At 42.7% G+C, this 26,786-nt stretch carries 22 protein-coding genes and 1 pseudogene; 20 read left to right on the top strand and 3 right to left on the bottom strand.

All coding sequences use genetic code 11. The features are described 5' to 3' along the window. Positions 1–101: 101 nt before the first annotated feature. Positions 102–2,732 (bottom strand): phosphoenolpyruvate carboxylase, encoded by a 2,631-nt coding sequence (gene ppc, locus A9260_RS11735; protein ID WP_068699191.1) that lies wholly within the window; start codon positions 2,730–2,732, stop codon positions 102–104. Between the two features lie 165 nt (positions 2,733–2,897). Then, positions 2,898–4,076: an acetylornithine deacetylase gene (argE, locus tag A9260_RS11730; protein WP_068699189.1), complete on the bottom strand. Its 1,179-nt coding sequence runs from the start codon at positions 4,074–4,076 to the stop codon at positions 2,898–2,900. Between the two features lie 133 nt (positions 4,077–4,209). Here argE and argC point away from each other — a divergent pair, with 133 nt between their 5' ends. The 6 genes from argC (at position 4,210) to oxyR (ending at position 10,779) form a co-directional block, all read left to right on the top strand. Beyond that, a complete protein-coding gene (argC, locus tag A9260_RS11725; RefSeq protein ID WP_068699187.1) occupies positions 4,210–5,229 on the top strand; it encodes an N-acetyl-gamma-glutamyl-phosphate reductase in 1,020 nt (339 codons plus the stop codon). Positions 5,230–5,250: 21 nt separating this feature from the next. Further along, on the top strand, positions 5,251–6,033 hold the full coding sequence (argB, locus tag A9260_RS11720; protein ID WP_068699185.1) for an acetylglutamate kinase: 783 nt from the start codon (positions 5,251–5,253) through the stop codon (positions 6,031–6,033). A gap of 76 nt (positions 6,034–6,109) precedes the next feature. Next, positions 6,110–7,324: an argininosuccinate synthase gene (locus tag A9260_RS11715; RefSeq protein WP_068699183.1), complete on the top strand. Its 1,215-nt coding sequence runs from the start codon at positions 6,110–6,112 to the stop codon at positions 7,322–7,324. A 52-nt stretch (positions 7,325–7,376) separates the two neighbouring features. Continuing rightward, the gene (argH, locus tag A9260_RS11710) at positions 7,377–9,251 is read left to right on the top strand and encodes an argininosuccinate lyase (protein WP_068699181.1); all 1,875 of its coding nucleotides are present in this window, start codon (positions 7,377–7,379) and stop codon (positions 9,249–9,251) included. A gap of 228 nt (positions 9,252–9,479) precedes the next feature. Next, positions 9,480–9,827 (top strand): RidA family protein, encoded by a 348-nt coding sequence (locus A9260_RS11705; RefSeq protein WP_068699179.1) that lies wholly within the window; start codon positions 9,480–9,482, stop codon positions 9,825–9,827. A gap of 67 nt (positions 9,828–9,894) precedes the next feature. Further along, the gene (gene oxyR, locus A9260_RS11700; protein WP_068699177.1) at positions 9,895–10,779 is read left to right on the top strand and encodes a DNA-binding transcriptional regulator OxyR; all 885 of its coding nucleotides are present in this window, start codon (positions 9,895–9,897) and stop codon (positions 10,777–10,779) included. A 70-nt stretch (positions 10,780–10,849) separates the two neighbouring features. Here oxyR and A9260_RS11695 read toward each other — a convergent pair whose 3' ends face one another. Beyond that, positions 10,850–13,501: a penicillin-binding protein 1A gene (locus A9260_RS11695; RefSeq protein ID WP_068699175.1), complete on the bottom strand. Its 2,652-nt coding sequence runs from the start codon at positions 13,499–13,501 to the stop codon at positions 10,850–10,852. 132 nt (positions 13,502–13,633) lie between these two features. Here A9260_RS11695 and A9260_RS11690 point away from each other — a divergent pair, with 132 nt between their 5' ends. The 14 genes and pseudogenes from A9260_RS11690 to astA all read left to right on the top strand — a co-directional run bounded on the left by A9260_RS11690 (position 13,634) and on the right by astA (position 26,774). After that, positions 13,634–14,452: a hypothetical protein gene (locus A9260_RS11690; protein WP_156684052.1), complete on the top strand. Its 819-nt coding sequence runs from the start codon at positions 13,634–13,636 to the stop codon at positions 14,450–14,452. Further along, positions 14,452–15,012 carry a hypothetical protein gene (locus A9260_RS11685; protein WP_068699171.1) on the top strand — a complete coding sequence of 187 codons (561 nt, stop codon included), beginning with the start codon at positions 14,452–14,454 and terminating at the stop codon, positions 15,010–15,012. Before A9260_RS11690 ends, A9260_RS11685 begins: the two co-directional genes overlap by 1 nt. Next, positions 15,009–15,629, top strand: a complete 621-nt coding sequence (locus A9260_RS11680; protein ID WP_068699169.1) for a hypothetical protein — start codon at positions 15,009–15,011, stop codon at positions 15,627–15,629. Before A9260_RS11685 ends, A9260_RS11680 begins: the two co-directional genes overlap by 4 nt. A 178-nt stretch (positions 15,630–15,807) precedes the next feature. Continuing rightward, positions 15,808–16,827 (top strand): annotated as a pseudogene (gene pilQ, locus A9260_RS11675) (type IV pilus secretin PilQ); the annotation flags it as partial. A gap of 148 nt (positions 16,828–16,975) precedes the next feature. Next, on the top strand, positions 16,976–17,494 hold the full coding sequence (aroK, locus tag A9260_RS11670; protein ID WP_068699165.1) for a shikimate kinase AroK: 519 nt from the start codon (positions 16,976–16,978) through the stop codon (positions 17,492–17,494). A 35-nt stretch (positions 17,495–17,529) separates the two neighbouring features. Further along, entirely contained in the window at positions 17,530–18,633 is a 1,104-nt protein-coding gene (aroB, locus tag A9260_RS11665) for a 3-dehydroquinate synthase (protein ID WP_068699163.1), read from the top strand. Positions 18,634–18,656: 23 nt separating this feature from the next. Then, entirely contained in the window at positions 18,657–20,069 is a 1,413-nt protein-coding gene (locus A9260_RS11660) for an SPOR domain-containing protein (protein ID WP_068699161.1), read from the top strand. A gap of 67 nt (positions 20,070–20,136) precedes the next feature. Further along, positions 20,137–20,958, top strand: coding sequence for a Dam family site-specific DNA-(adenine-N6)-methyltransferase (locus A9260_RS11655; protein WP_068699159.1), 822 nt, complete (start codon positions 20,137–20,139; stop codon positions 20,956–20,958). Positions 20,959–21,061: 103 nt separating this feature from the next. After that, positions 21,062–21,736 carry a ribulose-phosphate 3-epimerase gene (rpe, locus tag A9260_RS11650; protein ID WP_068699157.1) on the top strand — a complete coding sequence of 225 codons (675 nt, stop codon included), beginning with the start codon at positions 21,062–21,064 and terminating at the stop codon, positions 21,734–21,736. A 1-nt stretch (position 21,737) separates the two neighbouring features. After that, entirely contained in the window at positions 21,738–22,421 is a 684-nt protein-coding gene (locus A9260_RS11645) for a phosphoglycolate phosphatase (protein WP_068699155.1), read from the top strand. A gap of 132 nt (positions 22,422–22,553) precedes the next feature. After that, positions 22,554–23,576 carry a tryptophan--tRNA ligase gene (gene trpS, locus A9260_RS11640; protein ID WP_068699153.1) on the top strand — a complete coding sequence of 341 codons (1,023 nt, stop codon included), beginning with the start codon at positions 22,554–22,556 and terminating at the stop codon, positions 23,574–23,576. Positions 23,577–23,655: 79 nt separating this feature from the next. Next, positions 23,656–24,246, top strand: a complete 591-nt coding sequence (locus A9260_RS11635; RefSeq protein WP_068699151.1) for an aminodeoxychorismate/anthranilate synthase component II — start codon at positions 23,656–23,658, stop codon at positions 24,244–24,246. Between the two features lie 276 nt (positions 24,247–24,522). Beyond that, positions 24,523–25,731: an aspartate aminotransferase family protein gene (locus A9260_RS11630; RefSeq protein WP_068699149.1), complete on the top strand. Its 1,209-nt coding sequence runs from the start codon at positions 24,523–24,525 to the stop codon at positions 25,729–25,731. Positions 25,732–25,754: 23 nt separating this feature from the next. Continuing rightward, positions 25,755–26,774, top strand: a complete 1,020-nt coding sequence (astA, locus tag A9260_RS11625; RefSeq protein ID WP_068699147.1) for an arginine N-succinyltransferase — start codon at positions 25,755–25,757, stop codon at positions 26,772–26,774. Positions 26,775–26,786 lie beyond the last annotated feature (12 nt).

Genomic DNA, 26,786 nt, shown 5'->3' with positions numbered 1-26,786 from the left:
TGTTTATTTCTATTAAGAATAAGAAAAGCCCCAATTCAAAGAATTGAGGCTTAAATAATGACTAGCTTCTAAATAACTATTTTAAATAAACAGTCTTGAACTTAGCCTGTATTACGCATACCCGCAGCGATACCAGCGATGGTAATCATCAGAGCTTCTTCCAGTTCCGGGTTATTCTCTTCTGTCTGTCTGGTACGTTTAAGAAGCTCTACTTGAAGCATATTCAATGGATCAACGTAGATGTTGCGTAAACGAATAGACTCAAGCCCCCAAGGGTCGCTTTGCATTAAGTTTTCGTTGTTTTCAACTTTTAATACAGCTTGAATATCTTTTTGTAATTGCTCACGTAGGTTTTCACCTAAGCGCCATAGAGATGGGTCGGTTAGCTTCTCATCATACAGTTTGGAAATTTCCATGCTGCATTTGTAGTAAACCATTTCTAGCATACCTAAGCGGGTAGAGAAGAATGGCCATTCACGACACATTTCTTCTAGTAGCGTTAAGTGTCCTTGATCGATGGAGTACTGAATTGCTTCACCAGCCCCAAGCCATGCCGGTAACACTAGGCGGTTTTGGCTCCATGAGAAAATCCAAGGAATTGCACGTAGGCTCTCAACGCCACCTTTAGGGTTTCGTTTTGATGGACGAGAACCTAATGGCAGTTTGCCAAGTTCAAGTTCTGGTGTCGCCGCTCTAAAGTAAGCAACAAAATCATCTTCGCCACGTACAACATTACGGTAAGACTCACATGATACTTGAGATAGCACTTCCATTAGGTCGCGCCAGTCTTGTTTAGGCTCTGGAGGCGGAAGAAGGTTTGCTTCTAATATTGCACTCGCGTACATGTTAAGACTGTTTACTGCAACTTGAGGTAGACCCAGTTTAAAGCGAATCATTTCGCCTTGTTCAGTTACACGCAGACCACCTTGCAAGCTTTTTGGTGGTTGAGATAATAAAGCTGCGTGTGCTGGAGCGCCACCACGACCGATAGTACCGCCACGACCATGGAATAACGTTAGGTCGATGCTTTGTGCTTCACATACCTTAACCAGTTTATCCATTGCATCATACTGCGCCCAACCAGCTGACATAACACCAGCATCTTTTGCTGAGTCAGAGTAGCCAATCATTACCATCTGCTCACCTTGGATAAATCCACGGTACCAGTCGATATTAAATAGCTGCTGCATAACAGTTTCTGAGTTATTTAAATCTTCTAGTGTTTCAAATAGTGGACAAACACCTAGGCGGAATTTACAGCCAGCTTCACGCAATAATAGGTGAACCGCAAGTACATCAGAGGCGGTACGAGCCATCGAAATGACGTAAGAGCCAAATGCTTCTCTTGGATGCTCAGCAACTGTCTTACAGGTATCAATGATCTCTTTTACTTTTGCAGAAGGTTCCCAATGGTGTGGGATAAGAGGGCGATTTGAGCTGAGTTCTTTAACTAAGAATGACACTTTATCTTGTTCATTCCACTGGTCATAGTCACCAAGACCTAAATAACGAGTCACTTCTGATAGTGCGTTGGAGTGCTCAGTACTTTCTTGACGAATATCTAAACGAACTAAGTGCGCACCAAAACATTTAATGCGGCGCAGTGTATCTAGCAGAGAGCCTTCGGCAATAACACCCATTCCACATTCGTGTAAAGAGGTATAGATGGTATGCAGTGGATCCCAAAGCTGATCGGCAGTCTCTAAAATAGGTGTATTAGGAACGACTTCACCAGCAAGTTTTGCACTAATGACTAGTCGAGTATTTTTAAGTAGCAGACGAAGCTGTTTAAGAATGCCGCGATAAGGTTCGTGACTATCACCGGCTAATTCACGTACGCTCTGGTTACAAGCGGTCATAGAAAGCTCAGTAATTAGCTCTTCAATATCAGCATGATAAAGATCAGCCGCTTTCCAACGAGATAACCAAAGTACTTCTTGAGTGATGTCATGCGTTACAAACGGGTTACCGTCTCGGTCGCCACCCATCCATGAAGAAAAGTGCACTGGGCGAGCATCAATAGGTAGGCGTTCATCAAGATGAGTTGAAACGCGCTCATCGAGCTCACGTAAGAACTCTGGAACCGCTTCCCAAAGAGAATTTTCGACGACAGCAAAACCTGATTTAGCTTCATCAAGTGGTGTTGGACGTTGTTGACGAATCACATCTGAGTGCCAGCTTTGAGCGATTAATTGCTCAAGTCGACGTTCTGTTTTAATGCGTTCTGCAGGGCCTATGTCACTCAGCTCTAGTTTAGATAAACAATCGTTTATCTTGACTAGTTTGTTGATCATAGTACGACGAGTAATTTCAGTTGGGTGTGCTGTTAAAACGAGTTCAATGTTGAGATTTTTAATTGCCTCAGACGCTTCGGCGTTTGAAATCTCTTTAGATTCTAATTTGCTAAATAGAGATTGCAGAGCATCAGATTCACAAACTTGCTCTCTGCCATTGCGAGAAATCGTGTGGTATTGATCAGCAATATTGGTCAGATTCAAAAATTGGTTGAATGCACGAGCAACAGGGATGAACTGCTCATCAGGTAGGTTCTCAATCTCATGAATGAGAGTCTCTCTGTCTTCTTTATTACCGCCACGAGCTGATTTAGATAGTTTACGAAGGGTCTCAACTTTATTGAGAATGTCCTCTCCGTGGGCATCTTTAATGGTTCTGCCTAGTAGATTACCCAGCATTTTTACATTACTGGTGAGTGCAGAATATTTCTTATTCATTTCATTGAGCCTCGTAATTAAATTACACACCTGTCCTTGAGTTAAGTAACAATCTATCCAAGAAAAGGGGCATGAGTCAAACTTTGAATAAATTTGATTGAAAAACCAGCGTTCGATTTGATTTGAATCATACTTGCTGGTTTATGTGAATCAAATGTTGAAAATTTATTTCACAAATCCTGTCGAATCATTAGAAAAACAGTAATGGTTTATGGATTTCTTAAGAATATCGATGGTTGGGTTAATAAAATCTAAGCTGAGGTATTCATCTGGCTGATGGGCCTGATCGATAGAGCCTGGTCCCATAACCAGAGTCGGGCATAGCTCCTGCAAGAAAGGTGCTTCAGTGCAGTAATTGACGGTTTGAGACTCTGTTTCGCAAATGTGCTGCATTTCGTGCACAAAAGGGTGGTCAGCTTGGCATTCATAACCCGGAATTGGGTTGTGCAAAGGTGTAATGTCTATTTTGCCTGGCCACTTTTGCATAATAGGCCGTAAATACTCTTGAAGCAGTTGATCTAAGCTTTCAAGGCTTAACCCCGGTAGTGGTCTCAAATCATAATGCAATTCACAACAGCCGCAGATTCTGTTGGCACTGTCACCGCCATGAATGTGCCCTAGATTTAGGGTTGGATTAGGTATCGCAAATCCTGGGTGATGATAGTCTTTGACTAAACGCTGCTTAAGTTGCATTAACAGATACATGATTTCATGCATTATCTCGATAGCATTAATGCCTAGCGCAGGATCAGATGAATGACCAGAACGTCCTGTGACGCGTATGGAGTTAGCCATATGACCTTTATGACCACGTACAGGCACAAGCTCAGTCGGCTCACCTATGATGCAATAGTCAGGCTTAAAAGGTGCGCTTTCGGTGAAGTGCCTTGCACCAAGCATGGTCGTTTCTTCATCACAGGTTGCCAGAATATACAAAGGTTTAGTTTGTTTACTCCAATCTGTACCACTGGCTTGCATTTGCTGTACTGCATCTAAGATAAAGGCGAAGAAGCCCTTCATATCAGCAGTACCTAATCCGTAATATCGATTATCAGCCAAAGTCAGCTGATGAGGATCAAAATTCCAGCGTCCCTGATCAAAAGGTACGGTGTCTGAGTGACCTGCGAGCAATAACCCACCTTCGCCACTGCCTAGTTGGGCCATTAAGTTTACTTTGCCGGGCTCGACTTCTTCAGTCGTAACTGAAAAACCCAGATCTTCAAACCAAGTTGCAAGCTTTGCGATAACTTGAGCGTTTCCTTCGTCCCACTTGAGATCGGAAGAACTAATAGACGAAGTGCTGATTAAACCTTGGTATATATCAACAAATTTAGGTATTGGCATATTATCTTTGCATCCACTATTGACAGATAACTAATGAAAGGTTAAAACACATACTAAGTCATAAAAAATGAATAAAAAAGCAAAATATAGCGAATTCATTACATTTATAATCACATGAATACAGAGTCGGCTGATGATTAACGAAAGACAACTAAAAGTAGCGATTATTGGAGCTAGCGGTTATACCGGTGCTGAGCTTGCAAGTATGGTGTCAAAACACCCTAAGCTCACGCTATCAGGTTTGTATGTGTCAGCCAATAGCTTAGATGCAAATAAGCCTATCAGTCAGTTGCACGGTAAATTACTTGGACAAATTGACTTACCACTGCTTCCGTTACAAGACGTTACCGCGGTAGCAAAATCAGTCGATATAGTTTTTCTCGCGACGGCTCACGAAGTTAGCCATGACCTAGCTCCTGAGTTTTTAAAGCAAGGTTGTCAGGTTTTTGATTTATCAGGGGCTTACCGAGTTCAAAGTGATGGTTTTTACCCTCAGTACTACGGATTTGAACATAAGCATTTAGCTGAGCTAGATAAAGCCGTTTATGGCCTAGCTGAGTGGAACAAAAAAGAAATTGCTGAAACGGATCTTATTGCGGTAGCGGGTTGCTACCCAACAGCATCGCAACTGGCCATCAAGCCAGCATTAGAAGCGGGTTTGGTTGATAGTCAGCAATGGCCAGTCATTAACGCAGTGAGCGGTGTGTCTGGCGCAGGTATCAAAGCAAGCAAAACCAATAGCTTTTGCGAAGTGAGTTTACAGGCTTACGGTGTCTTTACTCACCGTCATCAGCCGGAGATTGCCAGTCACTTAGGGCGGGAGGTTATTTTTACTCCGCACCTTGGTAATTTTAAGCGCGGCATCTTGGCCACAATCACTATTAAGCTGGCAGAGAATGTAACGGCTGAGCAAGTGAATGAAGCTTTTGAGTCAGCGTATAGCGAAGCGCAGTTAGTCAGATTGAAGCACCAAGTGATGCCAAAAATTCAAGATGTAGAACAGACGCCATTTTGTGATATTGGCTGGAGCGTACAGGGGCAACATTTAATTGTTGTTTCAGCGATAGATAATCTTTTAAAAGGTGCTTCATCGCAAGCAATGCAGTGTTTAAACATTCGTAATCAATTCCCAGAAACAACAGCGTTGTTTTAGTCGCAGTATAGGAAGACATTTATGAGCACATTACCATTGGTGATCAAATTAGGCGGAGCTGCACTGGAGTGTAGTGAAACTCTATCTAAGTTATTTAAAGCGATTGAACAAGTATCTCAGCAATCTCAACGCGCGATTGTTGTGGTTCATGGCGGAGGTTATTTGGTGGATGAGCTACTAAATAACTTGAACATGGTTTCCACTAAAAAAGATGGATTACGTGTTACACCGCAAGAACAAATTCCGGTTATTACGGGCGCTTTAGCCGGTACAGCCAATAAAATGCTACAGGGTGAAGCCATCAAGTCTGGCTTAAAAACCATTGGCTTATGTCTTGCTGACGGTGGATTGTGTAAAGTGGAAGAGCTTGATCCTGAACTGGGTGCGGTTGGGCATGCTTCTCCGGGAGATGCAGGCCTACTACAGAGCATTCTTGCAACCAATACACTGCCTATCATTAGCTCTATTGGGTTAACTGATAATGGTCAGATGATGAATGTGAATGCCGATCAAGCCGCTGTTGCTGTTGCCGGCGCTTTAGATGCAGAGCTTGCACTGTTGTCGGATGTCAGCGGTGTATTAGATGGCAAAGGGCATTTGTTAGAAAGCCTTAATAAACAACAAGCTGATGAACTGATTCATGCTGAAGTCATTACTGATGGAATGATCGTAAAAGTTCAGGCAGCCCTACAAGCTGCGAGTGATTTGGGTCGACCAATTCAAGTGGCGTCATGGCGATACCCAGAAAAATTAGAACAATTATTTGCCGGACAAAACGTTGGCACACTTTTTCAGCCTGAATAACAGTCAAATAGATTTTTAAAATAGAACTTATTAGGAATGGTGTTGGTACAGCTTTCCTACTTATCGGAGAATTATTATGAGCAAAGTAAACGTAAAAAAAGTGGTTGTAGCCTACTCAGGTGGCCTAGATACATCAGTAATCATCCCTTGGCTAAAAGAAAACTATGACTGTGAAGTTGTTGCTTTTGTTGCTGATGTAGGTCAGGGCGAAGAAGAACTGCAAGGCATCGAAGAAAAAGCAAAAGCATCAGGCGCTTCTTCTTGTTACATCGCAGACCTTAAAGAAGAGATGGTTGCAGACTACATCTTCCCAACGTTAAAAACGGGTGCATGCTACGAAGGTAAATATCTTCTAGGTACTTCAATGGCGCGTCCTATCATTGCGAAAGCGCAAGTAGAAGTAGCTCGTCAAGTTGGCGCTGATGCGTTGTGTCACGGTTGTACTGGTAAAGGTAATGACCAAATTCGTTTCGAAGGTGCATTCGCAGCTCTAGCACCAGACCTACATGTTATCGCTCCTTGGCGTGAGTGGGATCTAGTTAGTCGTGAAGAGTGTCTAGATTACCTTGCTGAACGTAACATCCCATGTTCTGCATCACTGACTAAGATTTACTCTCGTGATGCTAATGCTTGGCACATCTCAACAGAAGGTGGCGTTCTGGAAGAAACGTGGAATGCACCAAATGATGATTGCTGGGCATGGACAGTCGATCCTGAGCAAGCACCTGACCAATCTGAAACCGTAACCATTAAAGTTGAAAACGGTGAAGTGACTGAAATTGATGGTGAAAAATTGACGCCATACAATGCGCTAGTGAACTTGAATGAAAAAGGCGTTAAACACGGTATTGGTCGTATCGACATCGTAGAAAACCGTCTGGTTGGCATGAAGTCTCGTGGCTGCTATGAAACTCCGGGTGGCACTATCATCATGGAAGCATTGCGTGCAGTAGAGCAATTGGTACTCGACAAAGCAGCATTTGAGTTCCGTGAAGAACTCGGTATTAAAGCTTCTCATCTTGTTTACGATGGTCGTTGGTTTACTCCATTATGCAGCTCTATTCTTGCCGCTTCTGATGAGCTGGCAAAAGATGTAAATGGTGAAGTGGTTATTAAACTGTACAAAGGTCAAGCAACTGTTATCCAGAAGCGTTCTGATAATAGCCTTTACTCTGAAGAGTTTGCTACATTTGGTGAAGATGAAGTGTATGATCAAAGCCACGCGGGCGGCTTTATCCGTCTGTACTCGCTTTCAAGCAGAATTCGCGCTTTGAACGAACTAAAGAAATAGCAACCAAAATCGAATACAGTAAGCACTAGACCAAGGATTTCAGGAGAACACAATGGCATTATGGGGCGGTAGATTTACCCAAGCAGCAGACACTCGGTTTAAACAGTTCAACGATTCACTTCGCTTTGATTACCGATTGGCTGAGCAAGACATTGTTGGCTCAATTGCTTGGTCTAAGGCTCTGCATTCGGTCAACGTTTTAACCGAAGAAGAGCAGCAGAGACTTGAGCTGGCACTTAACGAATTAAAACTTGAAGTGATGGAGGATCCTGAACTGATCCTTCAATCTGATGCTGAAGATATCCATTCTTGGGTCGAGCAACAGTTAATTAGTAAAGTTGGCGATCTGGGTAAGAAACTGCACACCGGTCGTTCACGTAACGATCAGGTGGCAACCGATCTTAAACTCTGGTGTCGTCAGCAGGGCAATCAATTACTGATTGCTTTAGATAAGCTGCAAACCAAAATGGTTTCTGTCGCAGAGCAGCATCAAGGGACAGTACTACCAGGTTACACTCACCTGCAACGTGCTCAGCCGGTGACTTTTGCTCATTGGTGTTTGGCTTATGTTGAAATGCTAGAGCGTGACTACTCAAGACTGAGTGATGCGATTAAGCGTTTAGATACTTGTCCGCTTGGTTCTGGTGCACTTGCCGGTACGGCTTACCCTATGGATAGAGAGCAATTGGCTCACTCTTTAGGCTTTCGCCGCGCTACGCGTAACAGTTTAGATTCAGTGTCTGATCGTGACCATGTGATGGAGCTGATGTCGATAGCTTCACTTTCAATGCTTCATTTATCTCGCCTTGCAGAAGATATGATCTTCTACAACTCGGGTGAATCAAACTTCATTGAATTGGCTGACACCGTGACTTCTGGCTCTTCATTGATGCCACAAAAGAAAAACCCAGATGCATTAGAGCTTATCCGTGGTAAGTGTGGTCGTGTATACGGTTCACTTGCTGGCATGATGATGACAGTTAAAGCTCTGCCTCTTGCGTACAACAAAGACATGCAAGAAGACAAAGAAGGCTTGTTTGATGCGTTAGATACCTGGAATGACTGCATGGAAATGGCAGGATTGTGTTTCGAAGGTATCAAAGTTAATGGCGAGCGTACTCTGGAAGCGGCCAAACAAGGCTATGCGAACTCTACTGAGCTTGCTGATTACCTAGTTGCTAAAGGCATTCCATTCCGTGAAGCTCACCATATTGTGGGTGTTGCGGTAGTCGCTGCAATTGAAAAAGGTTGCGCCCTTGAAGAGCTAACCATCGAAGAGCTGAAACAGTTCTCTGAGGTTATTGAGCATGATGTTTATGAGATATTGACCATCGACTCATGTCTTGAAAAACGTTCAGCTCTTGGCGGCGTGAGCCCTACGCAGGTGGCTTATGCAGTTGATCAAGCTCAGCATCGTCTAGAGCAAAGAGATACTTCTGGCGTGAAAGTACGTGCCGCTCGCTTAACGGACATTGATACCTTAGAGGGAATGGTTGCGTACTGGGCAGGTCTTGGTGAAAACTTACCGCGTAGTCGCAGTGAGCTTATCCGTGATATCGGTTCATTTGCTGTTGCTGAGCACCTTGGTGAAGTAACCGGTTGTGCATCTCTATATGTTTATGACTCTGGACTGGCTGAAATCCGCTCTCTTGGCGTTGAAGCCGGTTGGCAGGGACAAGGGCAGGGTACAGCAGTTGTACAGCATTTAGTGGAACGTGCGCGTCAAATGGCGATTAAGAAAGTGTTTGTATTAACTCGTACTCCTGAGTTCTTTATGAAGCACAGCTTTATTCCAACATCTAAGATGCTACTGCCTGAAAAAGTACTAAAAGATTGTGAGCAATGTCCGCGTCAACATGCGTGTGATGAGGTTGCTCTAGAGCTTAATTTGAATGAACAAGTGATATTGAAAGTGAATGTCGCGTAACAGACAAATTAAATCTTTTTAGACTAGGAACTAGTTTGAAAATGCAGGGTCTATATTTGTACCACTGCTTTTCTTAGACAATTTCTAAGATAGCCCTTGAGCAAATCTGTTCAGGGGCTTTTTGTTTTTTACTCTTTCGATCCAGCCGACAATTTTACATTAACCTCCTATCCCCGCAGGCAGTAACTTCTTTACAATGCGCGTGTATTTTAAAGGGGAAATAATCACATGATCGAACGTCAGCAAACAAAACAACGAATGAGCCGTATTGTTAAGCACAACGGTACTATTTATCTATGTGGTCAGGTTTGCGCTGATGCAACTCAAGGCATCACTGAGCAAACTCAAACAATGTTAGATAAAGTTGAGCAACTTCTACTTGAAGCGGGAAGTGATAAAGAAAATATGCTTTCGGCAACCATTTATCTAAAAGACATGCAGTATTTTCAACAGATGAATGCGGTTTGGGATGCATGGGTACCAGAAGGTTATGCTCCAGCAAGAGCGTGCGTTACTGCTGATATGGCAAGAGATGCATTATTGGTTGAGATTTCTGTTATTGCCGCTGAGAAATAAATCTTTTTGATAGGCATGAGCGTTCGGTGATATTGTTTTAATAGGTAAATCTTATTGAGATTAATGTATGAACATTAGAGATTTTGAATATTTAGTATCTTTAGCTGAGCATAAGCACTTTCGAAAAGCTGCTGAAGCATGCTTTGTTAGCCAGCCAACGTTAAGTGGTCAAATTCGTAAGCTGGAAGATGAGTTAGGAACAACACTACTGGAAAGAAGCAGCCGTAAGGTGTTATTTACGGATTCTGGTCTTTTGCTGGTGGAACAGGCTAAGATGATTCTTGCTGAAGTGAAGCAATTTACTGAAATGGCCAGCGCTCAAGGCGATTCAATGCAAGGCCCAATACACATTGGTTTTATACCGACTGTGGGGCCTTATTTAATGCCGCTTATTGTGCCTAAGATTAAACAAGACTTTCCCGATCTGGAAATGTTTCTTTATGAAGCTCAAACTCATCAACTGGTAGCGCAATTAGAAGAGGGTAAGTTAGATTGTATTATCCTAGCGGCAGTGGAAGAAACAGAGCAGTTTAAAGAGCTAGAAATCTATGAAGAACCATTGATGCTAGCAGTTCCAGATAATCACCCTTGGAGCCAGCGTTCACATATTGATATGCAAGAGCTCAATGGTAATACAGTGCTTTCTTTAGGGGATGGTCATTGCCTGCGAGATCAAGCTTTGGGTTATTGTTTTGCTGTTGGGGCAGTGGATGATCTGCGTTTTAAGGCGACCAGTTTAGAAACACTAAGGAATATGGTTGCAGCCGGTGCTGGCATTACATTGCTACCAGAATTAGCTGTACCAAAAGAAAACGCTAAAGATGGGGTTCATTACCTTAAAGCTGAAAACCCGTTACCTTGTCGAAAATTAGTTTTAGCTTATCGCCCCGGTTCACCGTTCAAACCTAGATTTGAAGCATTATCTAAATATATTGCCGATTGTTTAAACTAAAAAGACCCAGCCAATTGGCTGGGTCTTTCTTTATCAATGCTGGGTTATTTACGCCCAACTATGCATCGGATCAGAACAAGCTTCCGCTATCTTCTCCATCATCATCGGATGTATCACTAGAGAATATATCGTCACCGTAAAAACCATTGCTGGTGTTATCTGGTTCATATTCTGTTGGTGCTGTTCCTTGTAGGAAGTATTCAAAGCGAGATGTTTCGTCTGCTTTTTGAGTCAAAAGACCCGAAGAGCGGTCGATACGTGCTTGGATGATTTTTCGTGGCACTTTTTTGTGTTGAGCAGGTGTATCTGCCAGTGCAACACGCATGAAATCAATCCAAGCGGGTTGCGCCGTTTTCGCTCCGGCTTCACCACCTGATGCTTGTTTCTTTCCTAGATTTGTATTTTTAGCCGTGCGACCTAGGTTTCGATTGTGATTATCAAATCCAACCCAAGTTACCGCAACAACGTTTGGTCCAAAGCCACTGTACCATGCATCTTTTGATGAGTTAGTGGTTCCGGTTTTACCGCCAATATCACGACGGTGTAATGTCTGAGCTCGGAAGCCAGTGCCATTCCAACCGGTGCCTTTAGACCAAGTACCGCCACCCCAAATATTGCTATACATTAGCTCACGAACTAAGAATGCCGTTTGTGGAGTTACAACGCGAGGTGCGTATCTTGGCTGCGCATCTTGATGAGCAATACTTTCGCCTTTCTCATTAGTTAACTCAGTCAGTGCCACTTCTTGGTTCTGTGCGTGAGCGGTGACATCAGTGACTAAATGATTATCACAGTGATGCTTACAGATAACCGTTGGGTTAGCTTGGAAGCGCACTTCACCGTATGGGTTTTCTACACGTTCAATATAGAAAGGTTCCACATAGTAACCACCGTTAGCAAATACCGAGTAGCCTTGAGCCATTTGTACCGGTGTTAAACTGCCAGCACCAAGAGCTATAGTCTCAGAGCGTGGGGTATGTTCTTTAGCAAAACCAAAGCGAGTTAAGTAATCACGAGTTTTGTCTAAACCAACCGCACGTAGTACACGAACTGCCATTACGTTCTTCGATTGAGCAAGGCCAATACGCAGACGTGTTGGACCTAAGTAAGTTGGTGGTGAGTTTTTAGGTCTCCACGCGGTACCTGCACTTTCATCCCATTGGTTGATTGGTGCATCGTTAATCAAGCTTGCCAGTGTCATACCGTCATCAATTGCTGCTGAGTAGATGAAAGGCTTAATACTTGAACCTACTTGACGCAATGACTGTGTTGCACGGTTAAATTTGTTGTGCACAAAGTTAAAGCCACCGACCAGTGAGGTAATTCGTCCAGATGTTGGCTCTATCGATACCATTGCAGTGTTTGCACTTGGTATTTGACTTAGGCGCCAAACAATAGGAGTGACTTCTGGTGCAGTTTCATCTTCTTGGTTTGCTTCAGCAACCACATCAGATTGCGGTGTCAGAATACGAGCCACGTCTGTTGGACGTACCCAAACTTGCTGTCCTACTTCTAAAATATCAGACGCTTTCTTCGGTGATGGACCTTGAGTTTTGTCGGTTTTAAAGCGACGAGCCCAGCTCATTCCATCCCATTCGATGGTTTGATAACCGTAAGTCTTAATGAATACTTGCGCTGTTTTACCGTCAATCTTAGTCACAATTGCAGGACGCATTGCGCCGTAGCTAGGTTGTGAACGAAGATACTTTGTAAATTCACTTTGATCCTGCGGCAATGCATCAGGTTTCCATGCCACTTTCTCTTCACCACGATAGCCATGACGCTCATCGTAGTTAATTAAGTTATTTACTGCTGCAATATTTGCCGCATTTTGTAGTTTAGAGTCAACCGTTGTGTAGATGCGCATACCAGAGGTATAGGCCGCTTCTTCACCAAATTTCTTCACCATCCAAGCACGAGCAATTTCGGCTACGTATGGCGCTCTAACTTCTGGCTGTGAACCATGAGTTTCGCCGTTGAGATCTTCAGCTCTAGCATCATCAAACTGAGCTTGAGTGATTTTGTGTTCTGCGAGCATTCGACCCAATACAACATTACGTCGAGTGGTTGCACGTTCGATAGAGTATATCGGGTTCATAGTCGAAGGTGCTTTAGGAAGACCGGCAATAACCGCAAGTTCACCTAAGGTGAGATCTTTTATATCTTCACCAAAATAAACTTCCGCGGCAGCACCCACACCATAAGAGCGGTGGCCAAGATAGATTTTATTGAGGTAAAGCTCGAGAATTTCTTGTTTGGTTAATAGCTGCTCGATATGAACTGCAATGAAGATCTCTTTGATCTTACGCATGATTTTCTTCTCATTAGAGAGGAAGAAGTTTCTTGCGAGCTGCTGAGTGATGGTACTTGCACCTTGGCTTGCTGAACCTGTCGATATAACAGCAACGGCAGCACGAGTAATACCAATTGGGTCAAAACCGTAGTGCTCATAGAAGCGGCTATCTTCGGTTGCGATAATGGCGTCAATAAGTTCCTGAGGAATATCATCGAGCTTTAAAGGGACGCGGCGCTTTTCACCAAATTGAGCAATCAGCTTGCCGTCGTGTGTATACACTTGCATCGGCGTCTGTAGCTCTACATCTTTCAGCGTTGCAACATCTGGCAATTGTGGCTTCAGATAATAGTAAAAACCAAAAATTGTACCTAGCCCAAGAACTATGCAAGCCAGTGCAAGGACTAATGTAATTTTTATGAACTTCACCCAAGTTTCCTTGTTTTTGAAAGATTGAAATTTGCTCAGATTAACAACGAGCGTAAACAATAACTTAGTGTAACTGCTTTTTTACCAAGCTACCTATATTTTTGAACTTTACCGTACTTAACAGGGATTTGTATGCTTTATTCAACATTTTCTGGAATAGCGATTTTTCACAATACGCTTATCTGTGTTGTGCTAAAAAGTAGCAAAACCAGTTGGAATTTGCAGCGTTGCCTAACCTATTCACTACCCAATGGAAATGATTGGCGGTTTATCAGTACGCAATTAAATAAGCATTTACCAAAATGGCGGAATTGTGTCGCAATGAGCCTTGGATTTGAAGAGGTGTTAAGTAAAAGTTCTGTTATAAATTCGTCGTTATCAATAGAAGAAGAGTCCTCTTATATACAAGAGCAGGTTTCTCAAGTATTAGGGCAAACGAAACTTGCTTATGATTATAAGCGGCAAATTAATGAAGACTCAGAAGATGAGGTGAATCTTTTTCTGTGTAAACAGGACACATTAAATACTCAGTTAAGTAATAACGGAATCAATATTGATGTGGTCGGTTGGATGCTAACCGACCTTTATATTTTAAGCCAAGAGCTTCTGACAAAAGCCAATCTTACGGCTCATTACTTTGTGGATATTAGTCAAAAACGTATCTTGGTGGTTTCTTGTAATGCTCGCCTTGAGTCAGCGTCATTTGAGTTAGATTCTAACAATCTTGCCCAGCAGATTCAGGCTTTGTGTTTAGCGGATATAACCTCAATGCTGCTATATGGTGACGAGGCGAATATTGCGCTGTTTAAAAACCAAACCCGTGCTGTGAAAGGCATTTCATTTATTGATGCTCGCTCGCTTATGCCCGTTGAACACAATGGTTCATTTTCATCTCTCTATCCTGCATTGGCTTGCGCGTTAGGCGCAATGTACTGGAGTGAGAGTATTTAATGATCAATCTACTGCCATGGCGAGAAGATATTGCTCGTAGAAAAAAACAAATTTTCGCACTGCGGATTAGCTTATTACCAACCTTGGCAGTGATGGGAGTAGTGATTGTTTTTGGATTTGAATATCACAAGCAGCAGCAATTACGCAGACAACTGCAGGCTGTAGAGTTTGATGTTCGCTTAGTGCAGCAAGCTTATGCGGATGCTTTATTGTCTAAAAAGAAGCAGCAAATTTGGCAAGATAGATTAGCTCTCACTCGATACTATCAAGCACAGCGTCAATTACCTCTCCCCTTCGATATTTTGCCGCATAAGCCCCGAATGAGCGGTATTCATCTGTTATCTCTTCATTGTCAGCTTGCGCAGTGCGAGATTAAAGGGATAGTCAATGAACTCCATCAACTGAGACCGTTTATGGATGAGCTTTCAAATTCTCCGCAGGTGACAAAACTACAGATTGAACAATTGCTGCCTAATAAAGCGATGAGGTCTGATGGAATAAATAGTAGCGGAAGTAGCTTATTTTTGGTGTCGTTACAGTTAGTAAGCGAAGTCTTATGAGTTGGTTGCTGTTTTTTGATTGGAATCGCCTATTAGATTTCTCAAAATTATGGGTGTATAGCGTAGGTTTTGCACTTGCCAGCGTGAGCGTATTGACTGCCTGGTTTATATGGAGCGAAACTCTAAATCCTCAACAAGAGGATCTAACCCAGCAACTGACCTTGCAGCACACTACGCATATAGCCTACTTAAATAAGCTAGAAGAGCTAAGTATTACACAACAAAATCATCAGCTTCTCTATCAACAGCAAGTGCTTGAACCACCAACAGCATTATCAAAAGTAGATGTTTTCAATCATATATCGTCACGATTAAGCCATTCGCCATTAAGTGAGTCACTATTGAGTGAACCCTCGGTGCTATTGACTCATTGGCAATGGCAAGCCAGTGATAATAGTCATCGTTTGGTGATTGAACTTGAGGGCGAATTTTTATCTGTGGGCACTTTTGTAAGGTGGGTAATGGGATATTCTGATTTTGTTATTATGGAGTCGATAGCATTGTCACGAGAGTCTGTGCATTCATCTGGTGTTAAGGGAAGGATTGAGTTTGCTTTCTTATCTTTAGTCGATCCCCTACAAGATGAATTGGCAGGGGGTAGGGGTGAAGATAAATAGCATAAGCAATGTCGCCTTCGTTTTAACAGTCTTTACTGTCATGTTCTACGTGATGATAGGCGGTAGTGCTGTAGCGGAATCGCAGTGGTTTTCAGTACCGAGTGAAGTCAATCCAGCCCAAGAGACTAATACAGAATCGGTGGTCGAATCTAAAGCGGGGCTTATTTCTGATTTAGCTGCCGATTTAACCTCGAATCCCCTGCAAGGGACAGTATCGCTGAAACCTGAACAACATAATGTGCTTATTGCATCGCGCCTATTTGCCATTAAATATGCTAAAGCCTCTGATATTGCCAATATCCTATCTCAGCACCGAAAAGTAGGAAGTATGTCAGAGTTTGGCTCTATCGCCGTCGATGAGCGCACTAATGCTTTACTGATTTACGATCAACCTGACAATCTGCTGCGTATTTCAGGGATTATTGATTCTTTGGATATTCCAGTAAAACAAGTACAGATTGAAGCGCGAATTGTGACTATTAATGAAGGGGAGCTAGATGAATTAGGTGTGCGTTGGGGGTTTTCTAAAATGAACAGCAATGGCAAAGTCACGCCTAGCATTGAAGCGTCAAAGGGCAGTGCAGTGTTAACTGACCATCTGAATGTTAATCTTGGGCTAGCTAACCCAAATGCTTCAACAATTGCTTTTCAGTTGGCTAAGTTAGGCTCCGATACTTTACTTGATCTGGAACTTTCAGCATTACAGGCAGAGTCGAGAGCAGAGATAATTTCAAGTCCAAGACTAGTTACTACTAATAAACAAGCTGCATATATAGAGCAAGGGCAAGAAATCCCTTATTTGGAAGCCGCATCCAGTGGCGCTACCTCTATTTCCTTTCGCAAAGCGGTATTAAGTTTGAAAGTGATTCCGCAAATTACTCCGGACAATCATTTAGTTTTGGATCTCATTGTGACCCAAGATAGGCCCGGTCAAGTCGTCAAAACAGGCATAGGAGAGTCGGTCGCAATCGATACTCAGCGTATTCAAACTCAAGTTTTGGTGAAAAATGGTGAAACTTTAGTTTTGGGGGGGATTTATCAAAAGAGTATTATCCGAACTACGGAGAAAGTGCCGTATGTTTCTGATATTCCTTGGTTTGGTAAGTTATTTAAGCGTACTTCTGAGCAGTTTGGACGCAGTGAGTTGTTGATATTTGTGACTCCTTCTATCCTCTTTCCAAAAAAAGATAAAATATAATTTGCAATATAGTTGGCAAATCCAGATAATTTCGGGTCTTATCACGATCCATCTGTGAGGAACTTGGCGTCATTCATCAACACTGACTAATTAGTAGTGAAGAAAATGGCGGTGTAATTTGACTTTAATGTTGTAAATACTGCTAAACATGGCTGAAAAACGTAATATTTTCCTTGTTGGCCCAATGGGCGCCGGCAAAAGCACAATAGGTAGACACTTGGCACAGCAACTTCATATGGAGTTTGTTGATTCTGATACGGTAATCGAAGAGCGCACTGGCGCTGATATCGCTTGGGTATTCGATGTGGAAGGCGAAGAAGGCTTCCGCAAGCGTGAAGAAGGTGTGATCAATGATCTTACCCTAGAACAGGGTATCGTTCTTGCGACCGGTGGTGGCTCAGTAATGAGCAAAGAAAACCGCAACCGTCTATCTGCTCGTGGCGTGGTAGTGTATCTAGAGACTACTATCGAAAAACAACTTGCTCGTACTAATCGCGATAAAAAGCGTCCGCTCTTGCAAACTGATGAACCTCGTGAAGTTCTTGAGGCTTTAGCAGCAAAGCGTAATCCTGAGTACGAAGAAGTTGCTGACTATACGGTTAAAACTGACGATCAGAGTGCAAAAATAGTTGCAAATCAAATCGTTAAAATGCTGGAAGAGCGTTAATCTTTCAGCGTTAATCTTACTGAGGAGAGCATCCCATGGAACGGATCACGGTAAGTTTAGGGGAGCGAAGCTACCCAATTTCAATTGGTGCTGGGTTATTGGGTAACCCGGCCCTCTTTTCAAATTTATTCCCATCGTCAAAAGATTTGTCGTTACAACAAGTTGTTATTATTACTAATACAACGGTTGGCCCTCTATATGCAGACAAAGTGAAACATCAATTTGTTGAGCTAGGGTGTCAAACACAAGTTTTAGAGTTACCTGACGGTGAGAAATACAAATCATTAGACACCTTCAATGATGTCATGAGCTTTCTACTTGAGAACAACTATAGCCGTGATGTGTTATTAGTTGCGCTTGGTGGTGGCGTTATTGGCGATCTTGTTGGTTTTGTCGCGGCGAGTTATCAGCGCGGTGTTGATTTTGTACAGATTCCAACGACGTTATTATCTCAAGTCGATTCTTCCGTGGGAGGAAAGACCGCAGTTAATCACCCGTTAGGTAAGAATATGATAGGTGCCTTCTATCAGCCTAAATCAGTCATTATTGATATTAATACGCTAGCCACTTTGCCTGATCGCGAATTTGCTGCGGGTATGGCTGAAGTTGTTAAGTACGGCATTATCATTGATAGACCATTCTTTGAGTGGATTGAACAACATATCGATTCGTTGACTGAGCTGGAAAGCACAGCCATCACCAAAGCGATCGCCAATTGTTGCCAAATCAAAGCTGATGTTGTTGCTCAGGATGAAAAAGAGTCTGGTGTTCGAGCATTATTGAATCTCGGTCATACTTTTGGTCATGCTATTGAAGCAGAATTAGGCTATGGTAAATGGCTTCATGGAGAAGCCGTCTCATCAGGCACGGTTATGGCTGCGCGAGCTGCAGCTCATGCTGGAATGTTAGATGCGATTGATGTCGAAAGGATTGAATCCTTGCTTGTTGCTTGTGATTTACCTGTGCATACGCCAGATAGCATGTCTGGCGAAGATTTCATGAAGCATATGATGCGCGATAAAAAGGTATTGTCGGGCCGCTTACGTCTTATCCTGCCAGATTCTATTGGCAGCTCTAAGGTAGTGAGCGATATTAATCTTACTCATGTCTATCAAGCTATTGAGGACGGTCGTAAGTAAGAGTAGCGAAGTAGGGAGATTGAATGAGCCGAGCTCAAGAAGCCAAATCATTAGAATTACAGTCGCAGACGCTATTACTAGATAAGTTGCGTCTAATGACTCGATTTGGCTCAAATCTCGTTACTTTAATCGGCTCAGGGGGATCAGGTAAATCTTGGCTCCTTGAGCGTTACTTTTCTAAATATATTACCGCACAGCACAAAGCAAAGCTCACCGGCGATGCTTCTACATCTAAGTGCGATATGAAGCGTACTTTACTTGCGCAATTATCTCCCAATACTGTTTTTGATAGTAGTCTCTCTACATTTGAACATCTGGATAATGAATTTGGCTTACAGAGCTTAGAATTTGTCATTTTGGTGGATGATGCGGGGTTATATACCGAAGATGTCTTACTGTCTTTATGGTATTTAGTTGAGCGTATTCAGGCTCACCCAACTTGGACATTGAGTCTCATCATGGCTTGTGGCCCAGATTTACTGTCAAAGAAAATACTCCCTTTATCTCATCGGTTTAACGTCCAGCCATCACAACTGAATATTGCTCCGTTATCTCCCAAAGAAGTCGACTTTTTCTTAGAGCTTATGGTTCTTCGGCAATTTGAAAGCTTAAAAAAACGAGATAATATTCGCAAGAAGGCCAATCGCGGCGTGCAATATCCTGGTGAGTTAATTGCATTAGGAAGCAAATTGAAATCAACTAAATCCCGTTTGTCCTCTCATAATGGTTCTGCTAAATCAGCGGTCATTGCGATACTCTTGATTCTTGCCTTTGCATTACTTGCTTGGTGGGTATTCTTTAAGTCTAATCAAGCGGATGAGATAAAATCAGTGCCGGCGAGTACAGACAGTACTGAGCAGGCATTGCTTCAGCCACAATTAGGTGAACCAACGGATGTAGCGGATTTTTCGGCTGTAGAAGAAGACACACTAGTGGAAGATACTCAGCAATTACCACCTCCTGTCACGGGAAAGACCATTACATTAGATGATAATAGTCATGGTCAAGAGCGGGTTGTTGTTCCTGATGCTGTAGTCGATTCGCTGATTGATACAGAATCAAACGTGGTTAAGCCTAAGCTTGAAGCGGCAGTCAAACCTACAGCGTTAGATAAAAATAATGCGCTGGTACATTTTTCATTTGCTCGCGACGAATTACTCGCAATTAGCAGTAAACGTTATACGGTTCAATTGGGCGCTTTGCCGACTATGGCCGAGGTGCAGTCATTTATTGATGAGCATCAATTACAAAGTGAAACTCGTATTTATCCGACTCTACGTTCTGGCAAAAAAGTGTACATTATTACGTACCATGATTTTCGCTTTGTAAAACAAGCAAGTAAGGCAATAGAACAATTACCAGCGGCAGTTCAAGCGGTAGGTCCTTGGGTGAAGTCGATGGCTCAAGTGCATAAAGAAATCGAAGTAGGAAAATAACGCTGAGAGATGTGTCATTTTATGGTACATTCCGCGTCCTAGAAACTATGGGTAGTGAAGACCGGTAATGAAGAAGCAACGAGCCTTTTTAAAGTGGGCAGGTGGCAAATATGGACTTGTTGATGAGATTCAACGCCATCTACCACAAGCAAAAAAGCTAGTTGAACCTTTTGTTGGTGCAGGCTCTGTATTTTTAAATACGGACTACGAGCAATATTTACTGGCAGACATTAATCCAGATCTAATTAATCTGTATAACCTCCTGAAGGACGATCCGCAAAGCTATATCAATGAAGCTAAGCGCATGTTCACGCCTGAATACAATCAAAAAGAAGCTTATTTAGAGGTTCGTCGTCAGTTTAATGCCACAGATGACATCCCATTTCGTTCGGTTGCCTTTTTGTATATGAATCGATTTGGCTTTAATGGCCTATGTCGTTACAACAAAAAAGGTGGCTTTAACGTCCCGTTTGGTTCGTATAAAAAGCCTTACTTCCCTGAAAAAGAGTTGGAGTTTTTTGCAGAGAAAGCGAAAAAAGCTACTTTTGTTTGTGAAGGGTATTTAGAGACGTTTAAACGAGCGCGTAAAGGCAGTGTGGTTTACTGCGATCCTCCTTATGCACCTCTTTCGACAACCGCAAACTTTACCACTTATTCTAGCAATGGTTTCTCTTTGGATGATCAGGCTAATTTGGCTGAAGTTGCAGAGAAAGCGGCTTTTAAACGTGGTATTCCTGTATTGATTTCAAATCATGATACCAAGCTAACCAGACGTCTTTATACTGGCGCAGATTTAAGCGTAGTGAAGGTTAAACGAACCATTAGTCGCAATGGTGCAGGTCGCAACAAAGTGGACGAATTATTGGCCTTGTTTAATCAAGACGCGTAACTTTGCTCCCAACTATTACAATCATTTCCAAATTGTCCTTTTAGTTTATCGTTTGCTTTTGTAGAATTGCGCGCAAATTGAACGCCTTATTACAGGGACAAGTATGACCGACTTTCTTATTGCACCATCTATTTTATCTGCAGATTTTGCTCGTCTAGGCGAAGATGTAGATCGTGTTCTCGCCTCTGGTGCTGACGTTGTGCACTTTGATGTTATGGACAACCATTACGTGCCAAACCTGACTTTTGGTGCACCAATCTGTAAAGCGTTACGTGATTATGGCATTACAGCGCCAATCGACGTTCACCTTATGGTTAAGCCTGTAGATTCTATTGTTCCTGAATTTGCCAAAGCAGGCGCAAGCATGATTACCTTCCATATCGAAGCATCAGAGCATGTTGATCGCACGCTACAACTAATCAAAGAACACGGTTGTAAGGCTGGAGTCGTTCTTAACCCTGCAACGCCTTTATCTCACCTAGATTACATCATGGACAAAGTTGATATGATTTTGTTGATGTCAGTAAACCCAGGTTTTGGCGGTCAATCCTTCATTCCAAATACTTTGGACAAACTGCGCGCAGTACGTAAACGCATTGATGAAAGTGGTCGTGATATTCGCTTAGAAATTGATGGCGGTGTAAAGGTCGATAACATTCGTGAAATTGCAGAAGCGGGCGCAGATATGTTTGTTGCAGGTTCTGCCATCTTCAATCAGCCAGATTACAAGCAAGTCATTGATGAAATGCGTGCGGAACTGGCGAAGGTAAAAAAATAACGTGTCTGTTGGCTTAATCAAACTGATTGCGTTTGATCTCGATGGTACTTTACTTGATAGTGCGCCTGATTTGGCAGTGGCGGTGGATCTTGCAATGCAAGCCATGCATTGCCCTGGTGTATCAGAGGCGCAAGTGCGTACTTGGCTTGGTAATGGTGCCGATAATTTAGTGGCTCGAGCATTGAGCCAAAATATGACTATCGACCCGAGCATAAGCGAACAGAGTAAGCGACAGGCAAGAGTGCATTTTGATCATTATTATGCTCAATGTGGTCACAGCAAAAGTACCTTATATCCCCAAGTGAAAGAGAGCCTACAAGCTTTGCTTGAGGAAGGCTTTCAATTGGCGATTATTACTAATAAGCCATATCAGTTTGTGCCTGATATTTTATCTCAGCATGGTATTGATGATTTATTTGTCGATGTTCTAGGTGGAGATTCTCTACCTAAAATAAAGCCAGATCCTATGCCACTTATCCACTTATTGGATAAGTATCAGCTGACTGCTGATGAGATGATTATGATCGGTGATTCAAAGAATGACATTCTTGCGGCGAAAAATGCGGGGGTTGTTTCTGTGGCGTTACCTTATGGATATAATCATGGCGAACCTATCGAACTGGCGAACCCTGATCACTTAATTGATGACTTATCGCAACTGCTTAAATTGTTAACCCACCTGTAAATTCCAATTAATGAGCCTGAATAGTCAACTTAGGCTCGTTTCTCTATTTTTTTCTTTCAATATATTCGTCGATGAGTACACTGTTTTATCGAATGAAAATTTTATTTTAGAAGTATTGAGGAAGTAATTATCATGACCAAACCAATAGTGTTAAGTGGTGTTCAGCCATCCGGTGAATTAAGCATTGGCAACTATCTTGGTGCTTTGCGTCAGTGGAATCAGATGCAAGATGATTATGACTGCCAATACTGTGTTGTAGACCTACACGCGATTACCGTTCGTCAAGATGCTAAAGCATTGCACGAAGCGACTCTGGATGCCCTTGCCATTTGTCTTGCGGTTGGCGTAACCCCAGAAAAGAGCACTTTGTTTGTTCAGTCTCACGTACCTGAGCATGCTCAGTTAGGTTGGATTCTTAACTGTTACACCCAAATGGGTGAACTGAATCGTATGACTCAGTTTAAAGACAAATCACAGCGTTATGCTAATGATGTCAACGTAGGCTTATATGATTACCCTGTATTAATGGCAGCCGATATTTTGCTGTATGGTGCTCACCAAGTGCCTGTGGGTAATGATCAGAAGCAACATCTTGAATTGGCTCGCGATATTGCAAACCGTTTTAATAATATTTATAGCACGCCTGAAGCGCCTATCTTCCAAGTTCCAGAACCTTATATTCCTTCTGTGAATGCTCGTGTGATGAGCCTGCAAGATGCTAATAAGAAGATGTCTAAATCTGATGACAACCGTAAAAATGTCATTACTCTTCTTGAAGAGCCAAAGTCGATTCTTAAAAAGATTAACAAAGCGCAAACCGATCCTGATAATCCACCACGCATCATTCATGATGTAGAAAATAAAGCGGGCATTGCAAACCTTATGGGTCTGTATTCTGCGGCAACAGGTCAAACATTTGCCGAAATTGAAGCGCAATATCAAGGCGTTGAAATGTATGGACCATTCAAGAAAGATGTCGGTGAAGCGCTTGTGACTATGCTAGAGCCGATTCAATCTGAATATCATCGTATTCGTCAGGACATGCCATACCTAAACGAAGTGATGAAAGCGGGCGCAGATAAAGCATCAGCAAGAGCGGCAGTAACACTCGATAAAGTGTATGAAGCGGTAGGCTTTGTACGTCGTCCTCGTTAAGAGACAACACTTGCTCAAATAAGTTGTGATAGAATGCCATCGCCGTCAGGGGGATGGCATTTTTTGTTTGGATTTTAGTATGCTGTTGATCATTGATAATTACGACTCCTTTACCTACAACCTGTACCAGTACTTTTGTGAATTAGGTTGTGAGACTAAAGTGGTGCGCAATGACGCAATTACTATTGCACAGATCGATGCTTTACAACCCGATGCCATCGTTATCTCTCCTGGACCTTGTACACCTAATGAAGCCGGTATCTCTTTACAAGTTATTGAGCATTACATGGGGCGCTTACCATTACTGGGTGTCTGCCTAGGGCATCAAGCCATTGCGCAAGTGCTTGGCGGCAAGGTGATTCGTGCAGATAAAGTTATGCACGGCAAAACATCGCCGATTCAACATACAGGACAAGGCGTGTTTACCGGTTTAAATAACCCGCTAACAGTCACTCGATACCACTCCCTAATTGTCGAAAAAGACACGCTTCCAGATTGCCTAGAGGTGACTTCTTGGACCTTAGATGAGCATGGGCAAGCAAAAGAAATTATGGGTTATCGCCATAAAACACTACCGATTCAAGGAGTACAATTTCACCCTGAGTCGATTAAAACTGAGCAGGGACTCGATCTGCTTAATAACTTCCTAAAGACCTTTTCTTCAAAGTAAAGCATATCTATTGATATTACTTGCATAAGTTTTTATCAGTCCACATCAGTCCTTTCGCAATCTTGTTATGTAATGTGATGTGTTTTTCCAATTATTATCCATGCAGAGTCACACCCTATACATTTTCTTCGGTATACTAGCGAGAATACGGGTGTTTTTTACTTGAAATAGTTAATAAATTGTAAATACAATGCCTAGGCAGTACAACTATCTCCTACTGTGCATAAATAACGAGTTTTATTAATTGCAGGGAGAGTGCATAAAGGAGCGAAAGAGATGACAGAAGTAACGCGTAAAGACTTCGATGAGGTGATGGTGCCTTGTTATAACCCTATGTCGATTATTCCGGTTAGAGGCGAAGGCTCGCGAATCTGGGATCAGCAAGATAATGAGTTTATTGATTTTGCCGGTGGTATCGCGGTGAGTTGCTTGGGGCATTGTCACCCGATTATGGTTAAAGCTTTATCTGAGCAGGCGAACAAGTTGTGGCATTTGAGTAATGTGATGACCAATGAACCCGCTTTGCGCTTAGCTAAAAAACTCGTGGAATTGAGCTTTGCTGATAAAGTCTTTTTTGCTAACTCTGGAGCGGAAGCAAACGAAGCAGCTTTAAAGCTAGCACGTCGTTATGCTGTGGATGAGTTTGGTGCTCAAAAATCAAAAATCATAGCATTCAATCAAGGCTTCCATGGTCGTACTTTCTTTACTGTAACGGTAGGTGGACAAGCAGCATACTCTGATGGCTTTGGTCCTAAACCTGGCGACATTGAGCATATTCCTTATAACGACATCAAAGCATTTGAAGCTGCAATTTCTGATGATACATGTGCTGTGATGATGGAACCGTTGCAAGGTGAGGGCGGCATCATTTCGCCCACTTCCGAATTTGTACAAACCGTACGTGAATTGTGTGATAAGCATAATGCACTGCTGATTTTTGATGAAGTTCAAACAGGTAATGGCCGTACTGGTGATTTTTATGCTTATCAAGGTTTGGGTGTTACACCTGATATTTTGAGCACAGCAAAATCTTTAGGTGGTGGTTTCCCTATTGCAGCGCTTCTTACGACTGATAAATTGGCGCAACACCTTAAAGTAGGGACTCACGGTTCAACTTACGGTGGTAATCCTCTGGCGTGCGCTGTTGCTGAGGCGGTGGTTAATCACATATCTGAACCTGAAGTTCTGCAAGGGATTAAAGAGCGTGAAGCACTATTTCGCAGTGAGCTTGAGCGCATTAATAGCCTATACCCAATTTTTTCAGAGTTTAGAGGCAAGGGGTTATTAATTGGCGCTGAACTTAATGAGCAGTGGCAAGGCCGAGCTCGCGATGTTTTGGTAGCAGCCGGTGAAGAAGGGTTATTGGTACTTGTTGCTGGCGCAAGTGTGGTGCGTTTTACCCCGTCACTGGTTATTTCTAAAGATGAAATTAAGCAAGGCTTCGTACGCTTTGAGGCAGCGATAGCTAAACTTTATAAGGCGTAGTTTTTTATCAGAAGGATGCTGATATGTTGGTAGTGCGACCTATTGTTAAAAGTGATTATGATGCGTTGTCGCTATGCGCTGATGAATCGGGTCATGGTTTTACATCTTTACCTGTAAATGAACAACTATTGAAAAATCGAATTGAACATTCGGTGAATAGCTTTCAAAAATCTAACGTGACAGAACCCGGTGATGAGGGGTATCTGATGGTAGGTGTTGATAGCAATACAGGTGAAGTGGCGGGTACTACTGGGATTGAGGCATCGGTTGGTTGGGATGTGCCTTTTTACTCTTATCACATTAGTAAAATAGTGCATTCGTCCGCTAAATTAGGCGTCAATAATGTAGTGAAACTACTGACGTTTGGTAATAACTACACTGGGTGCAGCGAAATCTGCACCTTATTTCTCCGACCTAAATTTCGCGGTGGTCTAAACGGCAGATTATTATCAAAATGTCGCTTTCTGATGCTAGCCGAACACCCTCATCGTTTCTCAAAGACCATTTTTGCGGAGATGAGAGGGGTCTCTGATGAAAACGGTAACTCTCCTTTTTGGGATTGGCTGCAAGAGCACTTCTTTTCTATCGACTTTACGATGGCTGACTACTTAACGGGGATTGGAAAAAAAGGCTTTATTGCCGACCTTATGCCCAAGCTTCCCATCTATATCAACCTACTGAGTAAAGAGGCGCAAGCGGTGATCGGTGAGGTTCATGACAATACTCGCCCGGCTTTAAAGCTGCTTGAAAATGAAGGTTTCACTTGTCGTGACTATGTGGACATCTTTGATGCTGGGCCAACGGTAGAGTGTGACTTGAGCAATATAGATATGGTGCGCAAATCCTTTCGCGCTAAGGTGTCGATTGCTGAACACGGCAGTTCTACGCACTATTTAATCAGCAATACTTCGTTTGAGAATTTTAGAGCGGTTGCAGAGAAAGTCGCTTTTGATGCTGCCACTCAAAGTGTCATTATTAGTCCACAAATTGCACTGGCACTTGAAGTTGAAAGTGGTGATTGGGTTCGAATGGCTGCAATGTAAAGAGCACAACAA

The sequence above is a fragment of the Vibrio sp. UCD-FRSSP16_30 genome, from assembly GCF_001676025.1.
In the GTDB taxonomy this organism is placed as follows: domain Bacteria; phylum Pseudomonadota; class Gammaproteobacteria; order Enterobacterales; family Vibrionaceae; genus Vibrio.
Note: the sequence above shows the minus strand (reverse complement) of the source record. Positions and strands in the feature narration are given on the sequence as shown.

Coding starts and splice junctions, on each gene's coding strand:
- A9260_RS11685 (WP_068699171.1), top strand. CDS start 14,452: ATGATCAATCTACTGCCATGGCGAGAAGATATTGCTCGTAGAAAAAAA.
- aroB (WP_068699163.1), top strand. CDS start 17,530: ATGGAACGGATCACGGTAAGTTTAGGGGAGCGAAGCTACCCAATTTCA.
- trpS (WP_068699153.1), top strand. CDS start 22,554: ATGACCAAACCAATAGTGTTAAGTGGTGTTCAGCCATCCGGTGAATTA.
- argB (WP_068699185.1), top strand. CDS start 5,251: ATGAGCACATTACCATTGGTGATCAAATTAGGCGGAGCTGCACTGGAG.
- A9260_RS11705 (WP_068699179.1), top strand. CDS start 9,480: ATGATCGAACGTCAGCAAACAAAACAACGAATGAGCCGTATTGTTAAG.
- argE (WP_068699189.1), bottom strand. CDS start 4,076: ATGCCAATACCTAAATTTGTTGATATATACCAAGGTTTAATCAGCACT.
- A9260_RS11630 (WP_068699149.1), top strand. CDS start 24,523: ATGACAGAAGTAACGCGTAAAGACTTCGATGAGGTGATGGTGCCTTGT.
- A9260_RS11680 (WP_068699169.1), top strand. CDS start 15,009: ATGAGTTGGTTGCTGTTTTTTGATTGGAATCGCCTATTAGATTTCTCA.
- aroK (WP_068699165.1), top strand. CDS start 16,976: ATGGCTGAAAAACGTAATATTTTCCTTGTTGGCCCAATGGGCGCCGGC.
- oxyR (WP_068699177.1), top strand. CDS start 9,895: ATGAACATTAGAGATTTTGAATATTTAGTATCTTTAGCTGAGCATAAG.
- argH (WP_068699181.1), top strand. CDS start 7,377: ATGGCATTATGGGGCGGTAGATTTACCCAAGCAGCAGACACTCGGTTT.
- argC (WP_068699187.1), top strand. CDS start 4,210: ATGATTAACGAAAGACAACTAAAAGTAGCGATTATTGGAGCTAGCGGT.
- rpe (WP_068699157.1), top strand. CDS start 21,062: ATGACCGACTTTCTTATTGCACCATCTATTTTATCTGCAGATTTTGCT.
- A9260_RS11690 (WP_156684052.1), top strand. CDS start 13,634: ATGCTTTATTCAACATTTTCTGGAATAGCGATTTTTCACAATACGCTT.
- A9260_RS11715 (WP_068699183.1), top strand. CDS start 6,110: ATGAGCAAAGTAAACGTAAAAAAAGTGGTTGTAGCCTACTCAGGTGGC.
- A9260_RS11655 (WP_068699159.1), top strand. CDS start 20,137: ATGAAGAAGCAACGAGCCTTTTTAAAGTGGGCAGGTGGCAAATATGGA.
- A9260_RS11660 (WP_068699161.1), top strand. CDS start 18,657: ATGAGCCGAGCTCAAGAAGCCAAATCATTAGAATTACAGTCGCAGACG.
- astA (WP_068699147.1), top strand. CDS start 25,755: ATGTTGGTAGTGCGACCTATTGTTAAAAGTGATTATGATGCGTTGTCG.
- ppc (WP_068699191.1), bottom strand. CDS start 2,732: ATGAATAAGAAATATTCTGCACTCACCAGTAATGTAAAAATGCTGGGT.
- A9260_RS11635 (WP_068699151.1), top strand. CDS start 23,656: ATGCTGTTGATCATTGATAATTACGACTCCTTTACCTACAACCTGTAC.